The organism is Enterobacter cloacae complex sp. IR5412, assembly GCF_049237385.1.
GTDB lineage: Bacteria > Pseudomonadota > Gammaproteobacteria > Enterobacterales > Enterobacteriaceae > Enterobacter > Enterobacter intestinihominis.
The window spans coordinates 38737-59971 of the sequence record NZ_JBMKHQ010000013.1; the positions used below are offsets into that span (position 1 = coordinate 38737).

Annotated in this window: 21 protein-coding genes; 5 read left to right on the forward strand and 16 right to left on the reverse strand. The window is 57.4% G+C overall.

The genetic code is table 11. The features are described 5' to 3' along the window. On the reverse strand, positions 1 to 1529 hold a 1529-nt coding region (gene metE / locus ACOTX2_RS19510; RefSeq protein WP_421625959.1), incomplete at its 3' end, for a 5-methyltetrahydropteroyltriglutamate--homocysteine S-methyltransferase. Positions 1530 to 1644: 115 nt separating this feature from the next. On the opposite strand from metE, the gene metR reads away from it, so the two are divergent. Then, on the forward strand, positions 1645 to 2598 hold the full coding sequence (metR, locus tag ACOTX2_RS19515; protein WP_015570000.1) for an HTH-type transcriptional regulator MetR: 954 nt from the start codon (positions 1645 to 1647) through the stop codon (positions 2596 to 2598). On the opposite strand, the gene ACOTX2_RS19520 is transcribed toward metR, so the two are convergent. The 3 genes from ACOTX2_RS19520 to pldB form a co-directional block, all read right to left on the reverse strand. Continuing rightward, positions 2486 to 3385: a carboxylate/amino acid/amine transporter gene (locus ACOTX2_RS19520; protein ID WP_063843892.1), complete on the reverse strand. Its 900-nt coding sequence runs from the start codon at positions 3383 to 3385 to the stop codon at positions 2486 to 2488. The two genes, metR and ACOTX2_RS19520, sit on opposite strands and share 113 nt — an antisense overlap. Before the next feature lie 82 nt (positions 3386 to 3467). Continuing rightward, the gene (gene yigL, locus ACOTX2_RS19525) at positions 3468 to 4268 is read right to left on the reverse strand and encodes a sugar/pyridoxal phosphate phosphatase YigL (protein ID WP_023299050.1); all 801 of its coding nucleotides are present in this window, start codon (positions 4266 to 4268) and stop codon (positions 3468 to 3470) included. A 31-nt stretch (positions 4269 to 4299) separates the two neighbouring features. Continuing rightward, positions 4300 to 5292: a lysophospholipase L2 gene (gene pldB, locus ACOTX2_RS19530; RefSeq protein WP_022646668.1), complete on the reverse strand. Its 993-nt coding sequence runs from the start codon at positions 5290 to 5292 to the stop codon at positions 4300 to 4302. 111 nt (positions 5293 to 5403) lie between these two features. Between pldB and rhtB the strand changes: the two genes are divergently transcribed. Next, a complete protein-coding gene (rhtB, locus tag ACOTX2_RS19535; protein ID WP_006812363.1) occupies positions 5404 to 6024 on the forward strand; it encodes a homoserine/homoserine lactone efflux protein in 621 nt (206 codons plus the stop codon). Here the strand turns inward: rhtB and rhtC are convergent. From rhtC to pldA, 3 genes are all read right to left on the reverse strand, one after another. Next, positions 6021 to 6641, reverse strand: a complete 621-nt coding sequence (gene rhtC, locus ACOTX2_RS19540; protein ID WP_006179256.1) for a threonine export protein RhtC — start codon at positions 6639 to 6641, stop codon at positions 6021 to 6023. The two genes, rhtB and rhtC, sit on opposite strands and share 4 nt — an antisense overlap. Before the next feature lie 61 nt (positions 6642 to 6702). Continuing rightward, positions 6703 to 8532, reverse strand: coding sequence for an ATP-dependent DNA helicase RecQ (gene recQ / locus ACOTX2_RS19545; RefSeq protein ID WP_032626543.1), 1830 nt, complete (start codon positions 8530 to 8532; stop codon positions 6703 to 6705). A 90-nt stretch (positions 8533 to 8622) separates the two neighbouring features. Further along, positions 8623 to 9492 carry a phospholipase A gene (pldA, locus tag ACOTX2_RS19550; protein WP_022646666.1) on the reverse strand — a complete coding sequence of 290 codons (870 nt, stop codon included), beginning with the start codon at positions 9490 to 9492 and terminating at the stop codon, positions 8623 to 8625. 160 nt (positions 9493 to 9652) lie between these two features. Between pldA and yigI the strand changes: the two genes are divergently transcribed. Continuing rightward, positions 9653 to 10120 (forward strand): acyl-CoA thioesterase YigI, encoded by a 468-nt coding sequence (yigI, locus tag ACOTX2_RS19555; protein WP_006812366.1) that lies wholly within the window; start codon positions 9653 to 9655, stop codon positions 10118 to 10120. Between the two features lie 51 nt (positions 10121 to 10171). After that, positions 10172 to 11068, forward strand: a complete 897-nt coding sequence (gene rarD / locus ACOTX2_RS19560) for an EamA family transporter RarD (RefSeq protein WP_023299047.1) — start codon at positions 10172 to 10174, stop codon at positions 11066 to 11068. A gap of 43 nt (positions 11069 to 11111) precedes the next feature. Here rarD and corA read toward each other — a convergent pair whose 3' ends face one another. From corA to lptM, 8 genes are all read right to left on the reverse strand, one after another. Beyond that, on the reverse strand, positions 11112 to 12062 hold the full coding sequence (gene corA, locus ACOTX2_RS19565) for a magnesium/cobalt transporter CorA (protein ID WP_003860807.1): 951 nt from the start codon (positions 12060 to 12062) through the stop codon (positions 11112 to 11114). Positions 12063 to 12212: 150 nt separating this feature from the next. Beyond that, positions 12213 to 12269, reverse strand: coding sequence for a YsgD/CorL family protein (gene ysgD / locus ACOTX2_RS19570; RefSeq protein WP_212743980.1), 57 nt, complete (start codon positions 12267 to 12269; stop codon positions 12213 to 12215). Positions 12270 to 12418: 149 nt separating this feature from the next. Beyond that, positions 12419 to 14581 carry a DNA helicase II gene (gene uvrD / locus ACOTX2_RS19575; protein ID WP_017383586.1) on the reverse strand — a complete coding sequence of 721 codons (2163 nt, stop codon included), beginning with the start codon at positions 14579 to 14581 and terminating at the stop codon, positions 12419 to 12421. Between the two features lie 79 nt (positions 14582 to 14660). Beyond that, entirely contained in the window at positions 14661 to 15377 is a 717-nt protein-coding gene (gene yigB / locus ACOTX2_RS19580; protein ID WP_022646664.1) for a 5-amino-6-(5-phospho-D-ribitylamino)uracil phosphatase YigB, read from the reverse strand. After that, entirely contained in the window at positions 15377 to 16279 is a 903-nt protein-coding gene (gene xerC, locus ACOTX2_RS19585) for a tyrosine recombinase XerC (RefSeq protein ID WP_022646663.1), read from the reverse strand. Before xerC ends, yigB begins: the two co-directional genes overlap by 1 nt. Beyond that, positions 16276 to 16983, reverse strand: a complete 708-nt coding sequence (locus ACOTX2_RS19590; protein ID WP_023295731.1) for a DUF484 domain-containing protein — start codon at positions 16981 to 16983, stop codon at positions 16276 to 16278. Before ACOTX2_RS19590 ends, xerC begins: the two co-directional genes overlap by 4 nt. Beyond that, positions 16980 to 17804 (reverse strand): diaminopimelate epimerase, encoded by an 825-nt coding sequence (gene dapF / locus ACOTX2_RS19595; protein ID WP_023299045.1) that lies wholly within the window; start codon positions 17802 to 17804, stop codon positions 16980 to 16982. Before dapF ends, ACOTX2_RS19590 begins: the two co-directional genes overlap by 4 nt. 35 nt (positions 17805 to 17839) lie before the next feature. After that, positions 17840 to 18043, reverse strand: a complete 204-nt coding sequence (gene lptM, locus ACOTX2_RS19600) for an LPS translocon maturation chaperone LptM (RefSeq protein WP_006812373.1) — start codon at positions 18041 to 18043, stop codon at positions 17840 to 17842. 135 nt (positions 18044 to 18178) lie between these two features. Between lptM and cyaY the strand changes: the two genes are divergently transcribed. Then, a complete protein-coding gene (gene cyaY / locus ACOTX2_RS19605; protein ID WP_047726385.1) occupies positions 18179 to 18499 on the forward strand; it encodes an iron donor protein CyaY in 321 nt (106 codons plus the stop codon). Positions 18500 to 18636: 137 nt separating this feature from the next. Here cyaY and cyaA read toward each other — a convergent pair whose 3' ends face one another. Further along, complete coding sequence (cyaA, locus tag ACOTX2_RS19610) at positions 18637 to 21180, reverse strand: class I adenylate cyclase (protein ID WP_022646660.1); 2544 nt, start codon at positions 21178 to 21180, stop codon at positions 18637 to 18639. Between the last annotated feature and the right edge of the window lie 55 nt (positions 21181 to 21235).

Here is a 21235-nt window from a genome sequence, read left to right on the forward strand (position 1 = left end):
TGCACCCAACCGTTCTGGGTAAAGACAAACCCGTCCAGGTGCTCACCGAAGTATTCCACCATGTCGTTACGCTCGGCTTCACCGTGCACCAGCACGTCCAGACCTAAACGTTCCTGCTCGATAATCGCCTGTTTGATGTGTTCCGCAATACCGGTGCGGTAGTGATTCGCATCCAGATTGCCCTTTTTGAAGTCCAGGCGCAGGCTGCGGATCTCGGTAGTCTGCGGGAAGGAGCCGATTGTCGTGGTCGGCCACGCGGGCAGGTTAAAGCGCGCACGCTGGGCTTCGGCGCGCACTTCATACGGGCTCTGGCGCTGGCTGTCCCGGGCGGTGATGGCCGCCAGACGTTTTTCCACTGCCGGGTTATGCACGCGCGTCGAGTGACGGCGCGCCTGGATCGGAGCGCTCCAGTCGCTAATCGCTGCCGTGTCGCCGCTGTTCAACGCGTCGCGCAGCAGAGCCAGCTCCTCACACTTTTGCAGGGCGAAGGCAAACCAGCTTTTCACCTCAGGGTCGAGTCGGGTCTCCACGCTCAGGTCAATCGGGCTATGCAGCAGGGAACAGGAAGAGGCCACCCACAATTCACGTTTACCGACTATGTCTTTAATTTGTGCATATTTCTCGGTGAGATCAGCACGCCAGACGTTACGACCATTCACCAGACCGGCAGAGAGCAGCCAGTCCACTGGCAGACGCTTGTGCAACTCTGCTACATCGTCTTTGCCGTGAACGAGGTCAACGTGCAGACCCTGAACCGGCAGCGCGGTAATGGTTTTCAGGTTCGGCGTTACGCCTTCGAAGTAGGTGGTCAGCAGCAGCTTCACCTGCCCGGTGAGCGCGTTATACGCCGGTTTGAAGGCGTCCAGCCACGCCTGCGGCAGCTCAAGCACCAGCGCCGGTTCATCGATTTGCACCCACTGAATGCCGCGTTTGCCCAGCTCAATCAGCACCTGCTTATAAACCGGCAGAATGTCGTTCAGCAGGCTGAGGCGGTCGAACTGTTCGCCTTTCACTTTGCCCAGCCACAGGTAGGTTATCGGCCCCAGCAGCACGGGTTTCACCTGGTGACCCAGCGCCAGCGCTTCGTCCACTTCATCCAGAAGCTGGGTCCAGGTCAGTTTGAACTGCTGGCCTTTAACGAACTCCGGCACCATATAGTGATAGTTGGTGTTGAACCACTTGGTCATTTCCGCCGCCGCCGCTGGCTCACCCGTTGGCGCGCGGCCACGGCCGATGCGGAACAGGGTATCGATATCCACCGATCCATCGTTGTTCTGATGACGAGCCGGCACGTTGCCAAGCAGCAGGCTGGTGGTCAGAACATGGTCGTACCAGGCGAAATCGCCCACCGGCAGCAGGTCAATGCCCGCCTGTTTTTGCTGTTCCCAGTGACGCGCGCGCAGCTCACGTCCCACCGCCAGCAGTTCTTCACGGGTGGCGTTACCTGCCCAGTAGCTTTCTTGCGCTTTTTTTAGCTCGCGACGCAGGCCAACGCGAGGGAAACCGAGAGTGTGAGTGCGGATTGTCATGGTATGCCCCTTGTGAAATTCGTTATTTAGACGTCCAGATGTTTACACATCTATAATTGGCAGGTACTGTATATTCCTCAAGCGCAAAATGTTCATGGCGAAGTGAAGGACTTTCATGATCGAGATAAAACACCTGAAAACGCTACAAGCGTTGCGGAACTGCGGTTCTCTTGCGGCGGCAGCGGCCACGCTGCACCAGACTCAGTCTGCCCTTTCTCACCAGTTCAGCGATCTGGAACAACGCCTCGGCTTTCGTCTTTTTGTGCGTAAGAGCCAGCCTTTGCGCTTTACGCCGCAGGGCGAAATTTTGCTTCAGCTGGCGAACCAGGTGCTGCCGCAGATTGCCAGCGCGTTGCAGTCCTGCAACGAGCCGCAGCAGACCACCCTGCGCATCGCCATTGAGTGTCACAGCTGTATTCAGTGGCTGACCCCCGCGCTTGAGAACTTCCGCCAGAAGTGGCCGCAGGTGGAGATGGACTTCAAGTCCGGCGTCACGTTTGATCCGCAGCCGTCGCTTCAGCAGGGTGAGCTGGATCTGGTGATGACCTCAGATATTCTGCCGCGCAGCGGTCTGCACTATTCGCCAATGTTTGATTTTGAGGTGCGTCTGGTGCTAGCCCCGGACCATCCGCTGGCCGCCAAAACGCGTATCACGCCGGAAGATCTGGCAACGGAGACGCTGCTGATTTATCCGGTACAGCGCAGTCGTCTGGATATCTGGCGCCATTTCCTGCAACCCGCAGGCATCAGCCCACAGCTGAAAAGCGTGGATAACACGCTGCTGTTAATTCAGATGGTGGCGGCCAGAATGGGAATTGCGGCGCTGCCGCACTGGGTGGTCGAGACGGTTGAACGCCAGGGTCTGGTGGTTACCAAAACCCTGGGTGAAGGACTGTGGAGCCGGCTGTACGCCGCCGTGCGCGACGGCGAGCAGCGTCAGCCGATTACGGAAGCGTTTATTCGCTCAGCGCGGAACCACGCGTGCGACCATCTTCCGTTTGTGCGGAGCGCGGAGCGACCCAGCGGCGATGTACCCACAGCGAAGCCAGGATCACCGTTCCCCCAATAAAGAAACTCGGCCAGTGCGGCTGTTCCTGCCAGATGGCGAGGTTCACCAGTAGCCCCGCCGGCACGTGCACGTTGTTCATGATCCCCAGCGTTCCGGCGTCTACCTGCGTCGCGCCGTAGTTCCACATAAAGTAGCCCAGCCCCGACGCCACCACGCCCAGCCAGACCAGAACGCTCCACTGCACGGGGGTGGTTGGCAGCTTTTGCGGGTTGCCGAGCATAAACCATGCCGCAATCGCGACAATCGCTGCGCCCATATAGAACCACGCAAACGCGTTATGCTGCGGCATCGGGCGGGTCTCCATGAGGCGTTTGTAGCCCACCATCCCGATGGCGAAGCTGATATTGGCGAGCTGGACGAACATCAGCCCGGTCCAGAAGTGATCGCTCACCTTGTCATAGCGAATTATCGCCGCGCCAATGACTGCCAGCGCCGCGCTCAGCAGATATCCCCAGCGCAGGCGGCGCCTGCTGAGCAGGTCGTAAATCAGCGTGATATAGAGCGGCGTGAGCACGGTAAAGAGCAGAAATTCCGAGACGGAGAGGTAGACGTAAGCCCGGAAGCTGAACAGGTACATGATGCCGAGCTGCATCGCGCCCACCAGCATATACAGCAGAATGGTTTTCAGCGATTGCCCGCGGGTACGCAGGAACGGCAGGAACACCAGCGCCGCCAGCCCCACACGCATCAGCACCGAAAAGTAGCTGTCGACCGATCCGGCAAGGTATTCGCCAATCAGGCTAAAGGAGAAGGCCCACAGGATAGTGGTGATAATGAGTAGCGCCACAATGCTTGTCTCTCAGAAAGAAGGAGATGCATTGTAGCGAACTCTTTAGTTGACATCTGAACAATAAATAATCAAATGAAGATTATTCAAGGAACAGTTTGCGCAAATACTTAGGTACCGCGTTGTCTGCGTTGGTGCCAATCACTTCCAGCTCCGGGTGCAGATCTTTCAGGCGCTGGTGCGCGTTCTGCATGATGCAGCCTTTGCCCGCCATGGAGAGCATCTCGGCATCGTTCATGCCATCGCCGAACGCGATGCAGTCTTTCAGATCAAAGCCCAGACGCTTCGCGACCGCTTCCAGCGCGTGACCTTTGGACACCCCGCCCGCCATCACTTCCAGACAAGTCAGCGTGGAGAAGCTCACGTTCACGCGGTCTCCCCAGCGGGCGTTGATCGCCTGCTCCAGCGGAAGCAGCGCTTCGTGACTTTCGCAGGTAAAGAACACCTTGCTGATCCCTTCAGGATCCAGCAAACCCGGTTCATACAGGGAGTAGTTGAAGACGGCTTCCTTGAAGAAACGCATTTCGTCCGGGCGATGACGGTTCATAAACCACTCGTCGTCGCGATAAACGTTAGTGACGATATCCGGGTTGTTATGCACAATGCCGAACAAATCAGTGGCGATGTCGCGATCGAGATTGTGGGTAAAAATCAGGTTGCCGTCCGTGTCGTGTACGCGCGCACCGTTGGAGGTGATCATGTACGACTTGATCTCCAGGTTATCGCGGATCTGCCCCACGTCCACGTGGTGGCGGCCGGTGGCGAACACAAAGTTCACGCCACGGGCAGTCAGGAGTTTTAAGGTCTCTTTCGCATAAGGCGACAGTGTGTGGTCGGGGGAAAGCAGCGTGCCATCTAAATCAGATGCAACAACCTGGTACATAGGGATTTCAACCTCTGGTGGAAAACAATAATCAGTTATGCCTGTTGAAAAATTCAACAATGGCGTTGAGCGCGACTGAGCGCATAGCGTCCTTTTCAAAAAGGATCTCATGGTACGCACCGTTGATGACCAGCGGTTTACCCCCTTCACAGGGATGGCCCGCCGCGGCGCGAAGTTCACAATAGCGGTCATGCATGCGGTTATCCACCACACGCTCTTCTTCCGCCTGGATCAGGAGCGTCGGCGTGTCATCATCGCCTACGCCCGCCAGCACCTGCTCACCGGCATGAATACCTTCCCGCACCCAGTGCCAGGTGGGGCCGCCGACCCGCAGACGCGGTTCATCGGCATAAAAACGCAGGTTGCGGCGATAACGCTGCCGACTGTGGGTTAACACGTTGATGGCAAACGGCAACGCCCGCCAGCGTCCTGTTCCGATGGCATAGCCTTCACGAATGCGCTGATGGCCCTCAGCCCAGTCGAGAAGATGGCGCACCATCCAGTCAGGAAAACGTATCACAATGCCGTACATCGGCGCGGTCAGCGCAATGGCGTCGCACTGGTGCTTATGGCGCTGCAAAAACAACGTCGAGATCGCGCCCCCCATGGAGTGGGCAAGAATATAACGCTTGCGCCACGGTCCGGGCTGCACTTCCTGCTGCCAGAACGCGGCCAGATCGTCGACGTAATCGCTGAAGTTATCCACGTGGCCGCGATGGGTATCCGGCAGCATCCGGCCGGAAAGCCCCTGCCCGCGATGGTCGATAATTAACACATCAAAGCCCAGATGGAACAGGTCATACGCCAGCTCGGCATATTTGATATAGCTTTCGATGCGCCCGGGGCAAACCACAATCACCCGGTCATTTTTTTCATCATGGAAACGAACGAAGCGTACCGGGATATCCCCGACGCCCATAAACTCATCTTCCTCACGCTGGCGCCAGAAATCGGTCAGCGGCCCCATGGAGAAAGCAGCAAATGCGTTTTCTCGTGTTTCCCAGTCCTTTTTCTGCTGAAACATTGGGTTTCCACCCCCCGTAATTCAGGGAATATCGTTTTTTTCGTCACCGGTCACAAAATGACTCAACAATAGCGTATTGTGGCATAAAAACAGACGATCCGGGAGTTTCAAATGACCTTCGAGTGGTGGTTCGCTTACCTGCTGACATCCATCATCCTCAGCCTTTCACCTGGCTCGGGCGCAATCAACACCATGACCACCTCCATTAATCACGGCTATCGCGGCGCGGCGGCGTCAATTGCCGGTTTACAGACAGGGCTTGGCATTCACATTGTGCTGGTGGGGATTGGTCTGGGCACGCTGTTCTCCCGTTCGGTGCTGGCCTTCGAGGTGCTGAAATGGGCTGGCGCAGCGTATCTTATCTGGCTGGGTATTCAACAGTGGCGCGCCGCAGGCTCGATTGATCTGCATACGCTCTCCCGGACGCAAACACGCGGCCACCTGTTTAAGCGCGCGGTATTCGTTAACCTGACCAACCCGAAAAGCATTGTGTTCCTCGCCGCCCTGTTCCCGCAGTTTATCGTGCCGCATCAGCCCCAGGTGATGCAGTACGTGGTGCTGGGCGCGACAACCATTATTGTCGATATCATTGTGATGATTGGTTACGCGACGCTGGCGCAGCGAATTGCGGCATGGATCAAAGGGCCTAAGCAGATGAAGGCCCTGAACAAAGTCTTTGGTTCGCTGTTTATGCTGGTTGGCGCGCTGCTTGCGTCAGCGCGTCATGCTTAGCGAGAAATGATGAGATGAATGCCGAAGCCGGCGAACAGTGCGCCGGCAAAGCCGTCGATCCACTTCGCGATGCGCTGGTAGCCGCGACGCATCGCCGGTAAAGCAAACAGGCTTGCCACAACGGTAAACCAGGCGAACGTCTCAACAACGATTAGCAGGAAGATCCCCCAGCGCGCGCCCGCACCGACGTTATCCCCCACAAACAGCGAGAACACAGAGCCGAAGTAAATAATCGCTTTCGGGTTCGCCAGGTTAGTCAGCAGCCCTTTCACAAAGCTACGGCCGCCCGTTGCCAGCTCAACCTTTGGCTCTTCCGGCTTTTTCTCTTCTTTCTTCAGCGCCCCGCGCAGCATCTGGTAGCCCATCCAGCACAGGTAAAGACCGCCGCCAACCATGATGATGTTATGCAGCCACGCCATTTTCGCCAGGATCAGGTTCAGACCAAGCAGCGCAACCGCCGCCCAGACCATAACGCCCATGGTGATACCGAGCACACCCATCATCGCCTCTTTGCGGGAGCGGCTGACGGCCGTTTGTGACACGAAGAAGAAGTCAGGGCCAGGGCTCATCAGCGCAACGATGTGCACTAACGCCACGGTGAGAAATAGCATTAACATAATTAGCTCGCGGGGAAATAATGTAGTGAGTCATCATCCTGGCACTTTTTCGCCCGGCTGACTACTCCTCATCATCACCATCAGCGTGGGAACGGATAAGCGCCATAAACTCTTTACCAAAGCGCTCCAGCTTGCGCGTGCCGACGCCGTTGACGCTGAGCATCTCGCTGGCGCTGAGTGGCATTTGCTCGGCCATCTCGATCAGCGTCGCGTCATTGAACACCACGTATGGCGGGATGTTCTCTTCATCCGCAATCGCTTTACGCAGCTTGCGCAGCTTGGCGAACAGCTTGCGATCGTAGTTGCCGCCGTAGGATTTCTGCATCACGCGCGGCTTCAGGGCGACGACGCGCGGAACGGCGAGCTTCAGTTCAACCTCACCGCGCAGGACCGGTCGCGCCGCTTCGGTAAGCTGAAGCGCAGAGTGCTGAGCAATATTTTGCGTGGCAAAGCCGAGATGGATCAGCTGGCGGATGATGCTTACCCAGTGCTCGTGGCTCTGGTCTTTCCCGATGCCGTAAACCGGCAGCTTGTCGTGCCCCATATCGCGGATACGCTGGTTGTTAGCCCCACGCAGCACTTCGACGACGTAGCCCATCCCAAAGCGCTGGTTCACGCGTCCGATAGTCGAGAGCGCTTTGCGCGCGTCCATCAGACCGTCGTACTGCTTCGGCGGGTCGAGGCAGATATCGCAGTTGCCGCACGGCGCCTGACGCCCTTCACCAAAGTAGTTGAGCAGCACCAGACGGCGGCAGGTTTGCGCTTCGGCGAAGGCACCCATCGCGTTAAGCTTGTGGCGTTCGATATCCTGCAACTGCCCCTGCGGTTTCTCCTCGAGACAGCGGCGCAGCCACGCCATATCCGCCGGATCGTAAAACAGCATCGCTTCCGCAGGCAGGCCATCACGCCCGGCGCGGCCGGTTTCCTGATAATAGGATTCGATATTGCGCGGGATATCAAAGTGCACCACAAAGCGCACGTTGGGCTTGTTGATCCCCATCCCGAACGCCACCGTTGCGACCACGATTTGCAGGTCGTCGCGCTGGAATTTTTCCTGTACGTCGGCGCGGATGTGGTTTTCTAACCCGGCATGGTATGCCGCCGCGCTAAAGCCGCGATTTTGCAGACGCGCAGCGGTGTCTTCCACCTTCGCGCGGCTGTTGCAGTAGATGATGCCGGACTTGCCGCGCTGCTCCTGCACGTAGCGCAGGAGCTGATCCAGCGGCTTGAATTTTTCCATCAGCATATAGCGGATGTTCGGCCGGTCGAAGCTGCTGACCTGAATATAGGGGTCTTTCAGCCCCAGCAGGCGAACGATGTCCTGACGCGTGGTGTCATCCGCCGTGGCGGTAAGCGCCATAAACGGCAGCTCAGGGAAGCGCTGACGCAGCTGGCCAAGGGCGGCATATTCCGGGCGGAAATCGTGCCCCCACTGGGAAATACAGTGCGCTTCATCCACCGCCAGCAGCACCGGGTTCCAGTGCGCCAGGTGATCGAGGAAGTTGTCCAGCATCAGGCGCTCTGGCGCGATATACAGCAGGCGGATCTGCCCGGTGCGGCACCCGGCCATCACCTCTTGCTGCTGCTCGCGGGTTTGCGTCGAGTTAAGACAGGCCGCCGCCACGCCGTTGGCAAGCAGCTGGTCGACCTGGTCTTTCATCAGGGAAATAAGGGGGGAGACCACAACCGTCAGGCCATTAAGTACCAGCGCGGGCACCTGATAGCAGAGCGATTTTCCGCCGCCGGTCGGCATGACCACCAGGCAATCGCGGCCTTCCAGCACGGTTTCAATGATGGTTTCCTGGCCAGGACGGAACTGCTGGTAGCCAAAGGTTTCATGCAAAACCTGTTTAGCCAGCGATTCCTGATTCAATACTTCCGCCTGCGCCACGTTAACCCCATATGCCAGAAATGAAACAGGCGCTATTTTCAGCGCCTGAGAGAGAAACTTCAACGTTTAACGCAAAAACATTCGAGCAGCTTAGAAAATATCGTTCAGCATGACGCCCACACCAACGCGGGTCTGGTTGAAGTTATAGTCGATCAGCGATTCGCCATAACCGCTATACACCTGGGTATAGAGACGAACGTGTTTCGTCACCGGGTAGCTCAGGCCCAGCTCTGCGCCGCCGTAGCCGGTATTCCAGTTGTACTGCCCTTTGGCGCTCAGCACCGCGTCACCCAGCTGATAGCCCACTTTAAGCTGATAATAGCCCATGTATTTGGTGATATCAGGGTTGTCATCGGTGCTGCCCACCACGTACCACGGCTTCACTTCCACCATGAAATTGCCGTTCTGCGCCATCAGACGCGTATAGACGCGATTCCAGCTGCGTGAGGTTGGATCGGAACGACCGTTGGAATCGTGGTTATAGCCCACCTCCACGTCGCGCAGCGTCCAGCCTGCAAACTCATAATCAGTGGCGAAACCGAGGAACAGCTGCGGTTCATAGTTGGTTTCGCGGAACGGTGAAGATTCCCCGCTGTTGGAGAGCTGCCACCATGACTTCTGCGTGTAAGATGCACCAAGCACCGAGTTCGGCCCCAGGATGCCGCGCCATAACGGGAAGGCCAGGCTCAGCTGGAACTTCACCTCATCTTTACGCGCATTGTCAGACCAGTTATAGGAGCTTATCGCCTCTTTGTTGAGATCGCTGGTCTGGGTATAGATCACGTAGTTTGTGTCATAGGGGTAGAGCGTGAACGGATTGTCATGCTCCTGAAGCATATTGGCGATGATGCTGCCCTGAACGGCAGGTTTATCATGCACTTCTTTGATCGTCGCTTCCTGCGCATATGCTGTGAGGGGCAGCGCAACCGCCGCCAGTAACCAACCCAGATACGTCCGCATCGGTGGTGTTCTCCTGAAATTGTGACATTTAATGAATAGTTTTGTCCGGGCATTCTACAGACTTCTGCGATAACTTCCGCTTCCTCGTTTCTTAAAGTGGCATTCCTTTATCCTGAAGCATAAAATCAACATTTTGTTAACAACAAGGATGCCACGTCAGATGTCAGCCACACTCACCGCCGAAGAAACCTTAAAGCTCGTGGGCGAGATTTTTGTGTACCACATGCCATTCAACCGTGCACTGGGTCTTGAGCTGGAGCGATACGAAAAAGACTTCGCTCAGCTGAGTTTCAATAATCAGCCAATGATGGTCGGTAACTGGGCGCAAAGCATTTTGCACGGCGGAGTGATTGCCTCTGCGCTGGACGTGGCGGCCGGTCTGGTGTGCGTGGGCAGCACGCTGACGCGCCATGACACCATCAACGAAGATGAATTACGCCAGCGCCTGTCGCGCATGGGCACCATCGATTTACGCGTCGACTATCTGCGACCGGGACGCGGAAACCGCTTCACCTGCACCAGCAGCCTGCTGCGCGCCGGGAATAAAGTTGCCGTCGCCCGCGTTGAGCTGCATAACGAGGAGCAGGTTTATATCGCCAGCGCAACCGCCACTTATATGGTGGGTTGAGGCGGCAAATTCGGGTAAAATTACTTCACTTTTTTGTAACGGATTTTCCCGATGGATGCTAAACAGACGCGGCAGGGCGTTTTACTCGCCCTTGCCGCTTATTTTATTTGGGGTATCGCACCGGCGTACTTCAAGCTTATCGCCTATGTCCCGGCGGACGAGATCCTCACTCACCGCGTCATCTGGTCGTTTTTCTTTATGATCGCGCTGATGAGCATCAGCCGTCAGTGGTCAGGCGTCAAAACGCTACTGAAAACCCCGAAGAAGGTCTTCCTGCTTGCCCTCTCTGCGGTGCTGATTGGCGGAAACTGGCTGCTGTTTATCTGGGCGGTGAATAACCATCATATGCTCGAAGCCAGCCTGGGCTACTTCATTAACCCGCTGGTGAACATCGTGCTGGGGATGATTTTCCTCGGCGAACGTTTCCGCCGGATGCAGTGGGTGGCGGTGATTCTGGCCCTCTGCGGCGTGCTGGTGCAGCTGTGGACCTTCGGTTCACTGCCGGTTATCGCCCTGGGGCTGGCGTTCAGCTTTGCCTTCTACGGCCTGGTGCGTAAAAAAATCGCCGTGGAAGCGCAGACGGGAATGCTGTTTGAAACCCTGTGGCTGCTGCCTGTCGCCGCGATCTACCTGTTCGGTATTGCCGACAGCGCCACCAGCCACATGGGCAGCAACCCATGGTCGCTGAACCTGATGCTGATGGCGGCAGGCGTGGTCACGACGATTCCCCTGCTGTGCTTCACCGGCGCGGCAACGCGTCTGCGTCTCTCGACGCTTGGCTTCTTCCAGTACATCGGCCCGACGCTGATGTTCCTGCTGGCGGTGGTGTTTTACGGCGAGGTGCCGGGTGCGGATAAGATGGTGACGTTTGCCTTTATCTGGGTGGCGCTGGCGATTTTCGTTGCGGATGCAATTTATACCCAGCGCAGGACTCGCAGAGGAATTTAGGTGCTTTGTAGGGCGGGTAAGCGCAGCGCCACCCGCCTGATTTTTACAACCAGTTCTTCCGCTTGAAGTACAGGTACGGCGCCAGCCCGGCGAGGATCATAAAGATAATCGCCCCCGGGTAGCCAAAGCTCCACTTCAGCTCCGGCATAAACTCAAAGTTCATCCCGTAGCTGGATGCCACCAGCGTCGGCGGCAGGAACACCACGGAAACCACCGAGAAGATCTTAATGATGCGGTTCTGCTCGATGTTGATAAAGCCCATTGCCGCCTGCATCAGGAAGTTGACCTTCTGGAACAGGGATTCGTTGTGCGGTAGCAGGGATTCGATATCGCGTAAGATCTCACGCGCCTGCTCCAGCTGACCGCCCGGCAGACGCGCCTTGCGAACCAGGAAGTTCAGCGCGCGCTGGGTATCCATCAGACACAAACGCACCTTCCAGCCGATATCTTCCAGCTCTGCAAGCGTGGACAACGCTTCGTCGTACTCATCGCCCTGATGGCCTTCCATAATCACGCGGCTCAGCTTTTCCAGGTCGCTGTAGATGTTTTCGATTTCATCCGCCAGCTGTTCGATTTTGGTTTCGAACAGATCCAGCAGCAGCTCATAGGCGTTACCGTCCATCATCGCCTGGCTGCGGGCGCGCATGCGGTAGAGACGAAACGCAGGCAGTTCGCGCTCGCGCAGGGTGAACAGGCGGCCATCGCGGATGGTGAACGCCACGGTGGAGTTCCCCGCGTGGTCTTCGGCATCTTCGAAGAAGAAGAAGGAGTGAATGTGCAGGCCGTCTTCGTCTTCAAAAAAACGGGCGGATGCTTCGATGTCTTCCAGTTCCGGGCGTGTCGCCAGGCTTTGCCCCAGTTCAGATTGTACGCGAAGGCGCTCATCGTCGTCCGGCTCGACCAGATCCACCCATACGGCATCAATGAGGGGCTGTGACTCTTCGGCTTCAAGCCGAGTCAGTCGGTTATTTTCGAGTTGAAATGCGCTCAACATGACCGGGACTCCCAATGCAAAAAATATCGGACAGTTCGGTGGGCACACAGAAACAAATTGGGTTTCAGACCATTAAACAGCCTGACTCAGCGCGACGGGAATGATGCAGTCGCTGACAACCACTAAGGCCATCAGCAAGAGGAGATAGCCTTAGGAGTTGTTCCTGGATGACAGGGAATTGAGCCAGTATCTACTGGGTGTGTCCAAGGCGAATGTCCTCTTAGCGTAATCGTGCGCGCATGTTACGCCAGCAATAACTGTGGCGTCAACACGCAACGGAACGCTGAAGGGCATTAATTGACCTTCAACGTATAAGGCTAGCAGATTATTACAAAATAGTGATATTTTTCTGAAAGTTACACACTTTCCAGCTTGGCATAGGCTGCCACCAGCCATTTGATCCCCTGCCCCTGGAACGCGACCTGCAAACGGCTGTGCTCGCCGCTGCCTTCCAGATTGACGATGGTGCCTTCGCCAAACTTCGAGTGGCGCACGCGCTGGCCCAGCTTGTATCCGGTATCGGTTTCCGAGATTGGCGAGCCCATACGCTGATGACTGACCGGACGGCTGATGCTGGCGCGCAGGCGCACCTCTTCCACACACTCTTCCGGCAGTTCGCCGATAAAGCGCGACGGACGGTGATACACCTCTTTCCCGTACAGGCGGCGGGTTTCCGCGTAGGTCAGGGTCAGTTTCTGCATCGCACGGGTCACACCCACGTAGGCCAGACGACGCTCCTCTTCCAGACGCCCGCCTTCATCCAGCGACATCTGGCTCGGGAACATCCCCTCTTCCATCCCGACGATGAACACCTGCGGGAACTCCAGACCTTTCGCGGAGTGCAGGGTCATCAGCTGAACCGCATCCTGCCAGGTATCGGCCTGCCCTTCACCCGCCTCCAGCGCGGCGTGAGAGAGGAATGCCTGCAACGGCATCAGGTCTTCGTCTTCTTCGTTGTAGCTGAACTGGCGCGTTGCCGTCACCAGCTCCTCTAAGTTCTCAATACGGGTCTGGCCCTTCTCGCCTTTTTCCTGCTCGTACATGGTGCGCAGGCCGGAATCTTTGATCACCCGGTCGGTCTGGACGTGCAGCGGCATGTCGGCCGTTTCCTGCGCCAGCGCGTCGATTAACTCCAGGAAGCGTTGCAATGCGCTGGCGGCGCGCCCGGCGAGGGCTTTTTCCTGTAACAGCTCGCGGCATGCCTGCCATAGCGTGAGCTGACGATCGCGCGAGGCCTGACGCACCACGTCCAGCGTACGATCGCCGATGCCGCGCGTCGGCGTGTTCACCACGCGCTCAAACGCCGCATCGTCGTTACGGTTGGCAATCAGACGCAAATACGAGAGCGCATCTTTGATCTCCTGACGTTCGAAGAAGCGCATACCGCCATAAATGCGGTACGGCATGCTCACCTGCAACAGCGCCTCTTCCAGCACGCGCGACTGGGCGTTGCTGCGATAGAGAATGGCACACTGCTCCAGCGCACCGCCGTTCTCCTGCCAGGTTTTAATGCGGTTCACCACGAAGCGGGCTTCGTCGAGCTCGTTGAAGGCGCAGTAAATCGAAATCGGTTCGCCGTCGACGCCATCGGTCCACAGCTTTTTACCCAGTCGCCCGTTGTTGTTCTCAATCAGGGCGTTGGCCGCGCTCAGTATGTTGCTGGTAGAACGGTAGTTCTGCTCCAGACGGATGGTTTGCGCGCCGGGGAAATCGTTGAGAAAGCGCTGGATGTTCTCCACCTGCGCGCCGCGCCAGCCGTAGATAGACTGGTCGTCATCGCCCACGATCATCACCTTGCCGGTATCCCCGGCCAGCAGGCGGATCCACGCGTACTGAATGTTGTTGGTATCCTGGAATTCGTCCACCAAAATGTTGGTGAAGCGTTCACGGTAGTGTTGCAGGATATGTGGTTTGTTGAGCCACAGCTCGTGGGCGCGCAGCAGCAGTTCGGCGAAATCCACCAGACCGGCGCGATCGCACGCTTCCTGATAGGCCTTGTAGACGTTCTGCCAGGTCTGCTCAACCGGGTTACCGAAGCTTTGAATGTGGTGCGGACGCAGCCCTTCGTCTTTCTGACCGTTGATGTACCACATCGCCTGACGCGGCGGCCACTGCTTCTCGTCGAGGTTCATCGCCTTGATCAGACGTTTCAGTAAGCGCAGCTGGTCTTCGCTGTCGAGGATCTGGAAATCCTGCGGCAGGTTAGCGTCCATATGGTGCGCGCGCAGCAGACGGTGCGCCAGGCCGTGGAAGGTGCCAACCCACATGCCGCCCTGACTGGTACCCATTAGCTGTGCGATACGGTGGCGCATCTCCGCCGCCGCCTTGTTGGTGAACGTCACGGCCATAATCGAGTACGGCGAGCAGTTCTCCACGCTCTGTAGCCAGGCGATACGGTGAACCAGCACGCGCGTCTTACCACTGCCCGCTCCAGCCAGTACCAGCAGGTTTGTACGCGAGGCGGCAACCGCGTCACGCTGTTTGTCATTAAGGCTGTCGAGCAGGTAAGAAACGTCCATTGGCACCGTCACGTCATGTCGGGCGGGCAAATGTTTCCATTCGCCAAAACCCTGTTAATTTATACAGAACAATTGATGATTATATCAGCGTCGTGAGGGATGCCAACCGTGAAATTTCCACGTGCGGGAGAAGTCGGCTATCCGGGGTAGTCATCAGATCGGCATTTTCCGGCTTGATCCAGCAGGCCTGCATGCCGCAGCGGATCGCCCCGGCGACGTCCGTGGTCAGGTCGTCGCCCACGTGCAGGATCTCACCGAGCGGCAAATCCAGTTTTTCCGCCGCCAGATGATACATATCGTTGAACGGCTTCGAGCGTCCGTGCGGGCCCGCGCGCAGCACGAACTGAAAATAGTTCCCCAGACCAAACAGTTCAGGCTGAGCGTTGCCGTTGGTAATGGCGACCAGCGGCCACTTTTCGGCGAGCTTCGCCAGCGTGTCGTGGGTCTCCTGCGGCACATCGATGCGACTGCGCCATTTGGCGAAGTTTTCCATGGCCGCTTCAGCACCCATGGCCGCGTCCTGCGCGCTCAGGCCGGCATTGAGCATCGCCTGCTCAACCGCACGGCGGCGCCATTCGGTCACGTCATGGTAAATTTCCGGCTCGGTTTCCCGCAGGGACTGACGCAGCTTCTGGAACTCTTTGTTCTGGATCGCTTTCAGCGCAGGATGGTAGTTTTGCACAAACGCCAGCGACTCCTGCTCGGTACGCAGGATCACTGGGCGGTTGTCGTAAAGGGTGTCATCAAGATCAAACGTCAGGGCTGAGATCTGACCGAGTGGGCGGTAAAAACGCATTATTTCCCCCGTTTGGCGCGTGGATGCGCCGCGTCATACACCGAGGCAAGGTGTTGGAAGTCTAAGTGGGTATAGATTTGGGTGGTCGACAGATTCGCGTGACCAAGCAGCTCCTGTACGCCGCGCAGGTCGCCGCTTGATTCCAGCATGTGCGTCGCAAAAGAGTGGCGCAGCTTATGCGGGTGAACGTGGCTGTTCAGCCCCTGCTTAATGCCCCACTCCGCAAAGCGCTTCTGCACGTTACGCGCCGAGATCCGCTTGCCGAGCTTCGACAGGAACAGCGCATCCTCTTCCGCGCCAAACAGACCGCGCAGATCCAGCCAGTGCTCAATCCAGGAGACCGCATTGCGGCCGATCGGCAGGCGGCGCTCTTTGCTGCCCTTGCCCATCACCCACACTTCGCCAGATTCCAGATCGAGGTGCTTTAAGTCGAGGTTCACCAGCTCAGAGAGACGCAGGCCCGCGCCGTACATCACCTCCAGCATCGCGCGGTCGCGCACGGCCAGCGGATCGTTAAGATCAATATCCAGCAGGCGGTTTACGTCGTCGACGTCGATATTTTTCGGCAGATGACGCGGGGCCTTTGGCGTGGCGATCCCTTTTGCCGGGTTGGCTTTCAGACCGCCCTGGCTGACCAGCCAGTCGAAGAAACTGCGCAGGGCAGAGAGCCGGAGCGCCAGGCTCGCCGGGCTTAAGTTTTTTTTACGGCTACGCACAACGAAGCCGCGAACCGTGGCGGCGTCACATTGTTGCCAGCTTTTCAGGCCGATTTCATCGGCAATCTGCATGATGGCATCAAGCTGACGCTGATAGTTGAGCAGCGTAATAGGGCTAAGCTGGCGTTCTACGCCAAGATAGCGCAGAAAACGGGTGACGTCAGTGGCGAGCAGTCCGTCCGTCATACGCGCTCAATCCAGCGCTCCAGCAGCTCAGGCAGCATCAGGGCGATCTCCTGCAACAGTTGCGTGCCCTGCCCCTGTTCATAATGATGCGCGTCGCGGCTGGTAAATAACATCACGCCCAGGTCACCATCGCGCCCCATCAGCGACATCGCCACCGAGCCGATAGCTTTGGCTTCCGGCAGCACCACCAGCAGTTCTGGCCCGTTAAGCGGCCCCAGATAGTGGTGCTCATGGCCCAGACGCTGAATGCGCAGCGGTTCAAACGCCTGACGGCTCAGCGCCAGATGGGTAAACCCGGACGGCGCGCCAATGCGCCAGCGGTCGGGAAAGAGACGGATCGTCGCGCCTGCCAGCCCCAGCTCGCGCGCCCAGCGGTGGAAGCGGTTGAGGAACTCTTCGAGACTGTGCGCGGAAGCCAGACGCGCCTGAAGGTGCAGAAGACGATAGAACAGGCTTTCGTTATTGCTGGCCTGCTCCATCAGCAGCGTCATGTTCTCTTCGAGCTGATTGATGTGGTTGCGCGAGCGCGCCATGTGCCATTCAACCAGCGACACGGTCTCGCGAACCGGATGCGGCACGCGCATCCTTTCGACGACGCGTGCATTGCGGATAAAAAACTCAGGATTGTGCAGCAGGTAATCCACCACAGCGCTGTCGTCCAGCTCCGTTACAGGTTCCCGCAGTTCTTCCCCTGGTTGCTTCATAGATGGATAAACCCGTCATAAACATGTGTCGCCGGGCCAGTCATGTACAGTGGATGACCCGCTCCTTTCCAGGCGATATCAAGACGCCCGCCCGGTAATTCCACGCGAACCTCTTCCGCCAGTAACCCCTGCGAGATACCGACGGCCACCGCCGCACAGGCACCGCTTCCGCAGGCCTGGGTTTCGCCCGCGCCGCGCTCGTAAACCCGCAGGCGAATGTGTTCACGCTTCACCACCTGCATGAAACCGATGTTCGCCCGCTCCGGGAAGCGCTCGTGGCTTTCCAGCACCGGGCCGAGCGTTTCAACCGCCGCAGTTTGCACATCATCTACCTGAATCACGCAGTGCGGGTTACCCATCGAGACGACGCCGCACAATACTGTCTGCTCGGCGGCACGCATAATATAGGTCTTTTCCGCTTTGTTGGCGCGAAACGGCACGGCAGCGGGTTCGAAGTTCGGCTCGCCCATGTTCACGCGCACCAGTTCGTCGTCGGTGACGCTGAGCACCATCCGGCCATTGGCGGTGCTGACGCGGATATCGCGCTTGTTGGTCAGCCCTTTCAGCCGAACAAAGCGGGCAAAACAGCGCGCGCCGTTGCCGCACTGGGAAACTTCGCTGCCGTCGGCGTTAAAAATGCGATAGTGGAAGTCCAGGTCAGGATCGTAAGGCGGCTCCACCACCAGCAGCTGGTCAAAACCCACGCCCACGTGCCGATCCGCCAGACGACGGATCAGTTCCGGGGAGAAAAAGACATTCTGCGTTACCGCGTCGACGACCATAAAGTCGTTGCCAAGGCCATGCATTTTAGAGAACTGCATCATTTGCTCCATTGCGCGGGTACAGAACGTAATCGTCAGAGATTGACCTGAGTCGGGCCGCCGTTATTGCCGCGATCGTTGGTATCCGGCGTAGATGACTCGATACCACTTTGCACCGGTTTCGTCGGCGGTGGTGCGTTTTTATCCTCTGGCGGGAAGTACAGTGGTCCCTTCAGTCCACAGCCGGTCAGGCTAAACAGAGTGACAAGAACGGCAAGCGTTCGAAAGACGTTTTTCATGTAGAGGTTGCCCGTAAGTTCAAATCTGTTTCTATCATCGCAGGAGAAGACACAAAAGCAAGAGTTTGCCGCTTTCCTGCAACGGGAATTATTTAGCGTTATACTGCCGCCATCACGAAAAACAGGAATAAAACCATGAACGACAGTGAATTTCATCGCCTTGCCGATACCCTGTGGATGACCATCGAAGAGCGTATCGACGACTGGGACGGCGACAGCGATATCGATTGTGAAATCAACGGCGGGATCCTGACCTTAAGCTTCGAAAACGGCAGCAAGATTATTATTAACCGTCAGGAGCCGCTTCACCAGGTGTGGCTGGCGGCGAAACAGGGCGGTTATCACTTTGATCTAAAAGGTGACGAGTGGATCTGCGACCGCAGCGGTGAAACGTTCTGGGATCTGCTGGAGCAGGCGGCGACCGCGCAGGCGGGCGAGGCAGTGAGTTTCAGGTAGTTTTGTTGCCCGGTGGCGGCTACGCCTTACCGGGCCTACAACGGCTCGAACCATAGTCCGGGTAAGCGTGAGCGCCAACCGCAACAGCAGCTCGGACCGTAGGCCGGGTAAGCGTTAGCGCCACCCGGCGAAAAGGGTCAGGAGAAATACTGCTGCAACAGCGGCGCAGTTTCCTGGTTAGCGGGCACCGCAGGGGTAATCGCCTGCGTACGGAACGGGATCACCTGCGCTCGTCCATCCACATTCACAATCTGGTAGAACTGCGGCAGGTTGAAGTTGATAAAACTTGAGCCGTAGGTAAAGCGATCGTGCGAGGATGAATAGAACCGGCTGACGTCGCGCACCAGCTCCTCTTTGCTGCCTTCACAGTGGTGATACACCTCGGCACGGTTGGTTTCATCCAGAATGTAGATATTAAACCCGGCGTTATCGCCCGACTCCTCGAAGAAGAACTGAATAATCCCTTCACTCGCAAAGCCATCCACCACCTGCGGCAGCTTAACGTGGTTGGTTTCCACCTGAACCGACAGGCCATGCAGTTTGTTGTGTGAAATCGCGCCGTAGAATTCAATGGCGTTCTCCAGCTTCTGCACCGACACGTTCAGGCGCTCAAAGAACAGCCCCCAGGTCTGGCCGGAGACGCGCAGCGCTTTAAAGCGTCCGGTTTCATTCCGGGTGCTGGAAAGACGCAATTCGATGCACTCAGACACCAGCTGCTGCACGCGGGTACGAATCAGGCCGCGAAGGTGCTGGCTGTAGCAGAACACCTCCACGCTGTCCGGCGGCGCGGCGTCCTGGTGCATCTTGCCGAGGATCGTTTTCAGCGCCTCGATCATCGCCTGCTCGCCGTTAAAGTGCAGGGTACGCACTTCGTTCCACGAGTTGCGGTACAGCAGATCCACGCTGCCCACCAGGCAGTTTTGCTGCTCACCGAAGCTAAAGACGTCCAGCTTACGGAAGTCAAAGTGAACCACCTGATTGCGGAAGGCCGCCGTCGGGTCGTATTCCAGGTTGACGATGATCGCCAGATGGCGAATCTCACACGGGCTGTAGAGCGCTTTTGGCGTCGGCGCAGGCAGACGCAGTGGGAAGTGGTGCGAGACATCCGCCACCATCTCCTGCAATTTGGCTAAATCGACCACCTCGTTGCCCTTGATAAACAACCGGGTGCGTGAGGTGAGAAGGCCGTTAAACCAGGCCCAGGCCACCAGCTTGTTAAGGTAGCGGTTATACTCCAGCGGCTGATGGCTGATGATCGAATCCATGCTTGGCGCACGGTTGTACAGATACCACCCGGTGCGGTTTGCGCGGCCCGGCGGCACGTAGATAAAGGTCAGATTCGGTTCAGACAGGTCAGGCGAAATCTGTGGGTTCACCAGCGTTACCTTGCCCGGCAACGCTTCAAACGCGGCGTACAGTTTACGGGTCAGCACCCCGATATCCTGTGGGCTGGCAGAAACGCTAAGGTTGTTACGGCGGGCAAAGCGGATCAGGTTGCGGTAGCTTTGCATCATCGCATCAAGCAGCTCGTTGTGCGCCTCGCGCACCTGATCGATTTTCCAGTTGGCGCGGTTGTCGAGCATGGCGAGACGCGCTTCGTCCCATCCCCACTCTTTGACTAACTGGCTGACCACTTCGCGGCGCCAGCCAACGCAGGCGCGCTCGCGGCTCAGTTTTTCACAGACTTTGAGATAGAAACATCGACGCACCAGGTCAAGACGCGTGGCGTCATCAATGGCCGTCAGGTATTCGGTGACGCGTTCCAGCATCATGCAGTAGGCATCAAGCCCGTAGGAGACGATCTCCCCGTCGTGCAGACGCTGCTTAATATCTTTCGCCAGCAGACGCGGGGTGGGGTATTCCCAGGAGTAGGCTTCCAGCAGCAGGGTTTTCAGCACCGCTTTGTACGGTGAATCAATGCTCTTATAGAGCTGCCAGAGGCTTGCACCAAAGTACTCTTCGGCGGACAGGGAGCTCAGACCGCCCAGATCCAGCCACTCGTTTGGCGTCAGTACGCCCTGCGAGTAAAGCGACATGACGTAGTCGTCATAATTCTCTTCTTCATCGCACGGCACCATATTCCACAGAATACGTTTTCCGGCCAGGCGAACCGCTGTACGGTAAAACTCATCCAGCAACAGAATGTGCTGAGTCGAGCCGCAGTCTTCACCACCCAGACTGCCGCTTTCGTTATGGCGGAAACGGTTTTCATCAATCAGGAAGAAGCTCACTTCCACGCCGAGCGACGCCGCCCAGCTCTCCAGCAGACTGCATTTACGCTGCAACAGCTGGCGCTCTTCATTGTCGAGCCAGGACTGATGGCAGACCCAGATATCCAGGTCAGAAGAACAACTTTGCCCAACCGATGACGTGCTGCCCATGGAGTAAACCCCGGTAATCGGCAGCTCGCCTTTCGGCGAAACCTGCGGCGGCATACCACGGTAAAGCTCAAGTTCAGTCAGATAGTGCTGTTGGGTTTCATCAGGCGTGAAGAGGCAAATGCCCTGGGGAACGTTACCATCGAGGTAACCCGGCATTAGCGGATGGTGATAGTGCAACAATGTCGGCAGTAGACTGTATACCTGCTGGAAAGCAGGGCCCATGGCAGCAAGCGCGCGATCCACACGCAATTGATTGATGGCATCCAGTCTCTGTTTCAGAGTCTCAATATAGAGGTACAAGACGTATCGCCTGATGTTTCCGGGTGACGCACGCCAGTCAAAACAGAACAAGCAG

Excerpts from the sequence above, each read along its gene's own strand:
- metR (WP_015570000.1), top strand. The coding sequence starts at position 1,645 with ATGATCGAGATAAAACACCTGAAAACGCTACAAGCGTTGCGGAACTGC.
- yigL (WP_023299050.1), bottom strand. The coding sequence starts at position 4,268 with ATGTACCAGGTTGTTGCATCTGATTTAGATGGCACGCTGCTTTCCCCC.
- pldB (WP_022646668.1), bottom strand. The coding sequence starts at position 5,292 with ATGTTTCAGCAGAAAAAGGACTGGGAAACACGAGAAAACGCATTTGCT.
- rhtB (WP_006812363.1), top strand. The coding sequence starts at position 5,404 with ATGACCTTCGAGTGGTGGTTCGCTTACCTGCTGACATCCATCATCCTC.
- rhtC (WP_006179256.1), bottom strand. The coding sequence starts at position 6,641 with ATGTTAATGCTATTTCTCACCGTGGCGTTAGTGCACATCGTTGCGCTG.
- pldA (WP_022646666.1), bottom strand. The coding sequence starts at position 9,492 with ATGCGGACGTATCTGGGTTGGTTACTGGCGGCGGTTGCGCTGCCCCTC.
- yigI (WP_006812366.1), top strand. The coding sequence starts at position 9,653 with ATGTCAGCCACACTCACCGCCGAAGAAACCTTAAAGCTCGTGGGCGAG.
- rarD (WP_023299047.1), top strand. The coding sequence starts at position 10,172 with ATGGATGCTAAACAGACGCGGCAGGGCGTTTTACTCGCCCTTGCCGCT.
- corA (WP_003860807.1), bottom strand. The coding sequence starts at position 12,062 with ATGTTGAGCGCATTTCAACTCGAAAATAACCGACTGACTCGGCTTGAA.
- uvrD (WP_017383586.1), bottom strand. The coding sequence starts at position 14,581 with ATGGACGTTTCTTACCTGCTCGACAGCCTTAATGACAAACAGCGTGAC.
- yigB (WP_022646664.1), bottom strand. The coding sequence starts at position 15,377 with ATGCGTTTTTACCGCCCACTCGGTCAGATCTCAGCCCTGACGTTTGAT.
- xerC (WP_022646663.1), bottom strand. The coding sequence starts at position 16,279 with ATGACGGACGGACTGCTCGCCACTGACGTCACCCGTTTTCTGCGCTAT.
- ACOTX2_RS19590 (WP_023295731.1), bottom strand. The coding sequence starts at position 16,983 with ATGAAGCAACCAGGGGAAGAACTGCGGGAACCTGTAACGGAGCTGGAC.
- dapF (WP_023299045.1), bottom strand. The coding sequence starts at position 17,804 with ATGCAGTTCTCTAAAATGCATGGCCTTGGCAACGACTTTATGGTCGTC.
- lptM (WP_006812373.1), bottom strand. The coding sequence starts at position 18,043 with ATGAAAAACGTCTTTCGAACGCTTGCCGTTCTTGTCACTCTGTTTAGC.
- cyaY (WP_047726385.1), top strand. The coding sequence starts at position 18,179 with ATGAACGACAGTGAATTTCATCGCCTTGCCGATACCCTGTGGATGACC.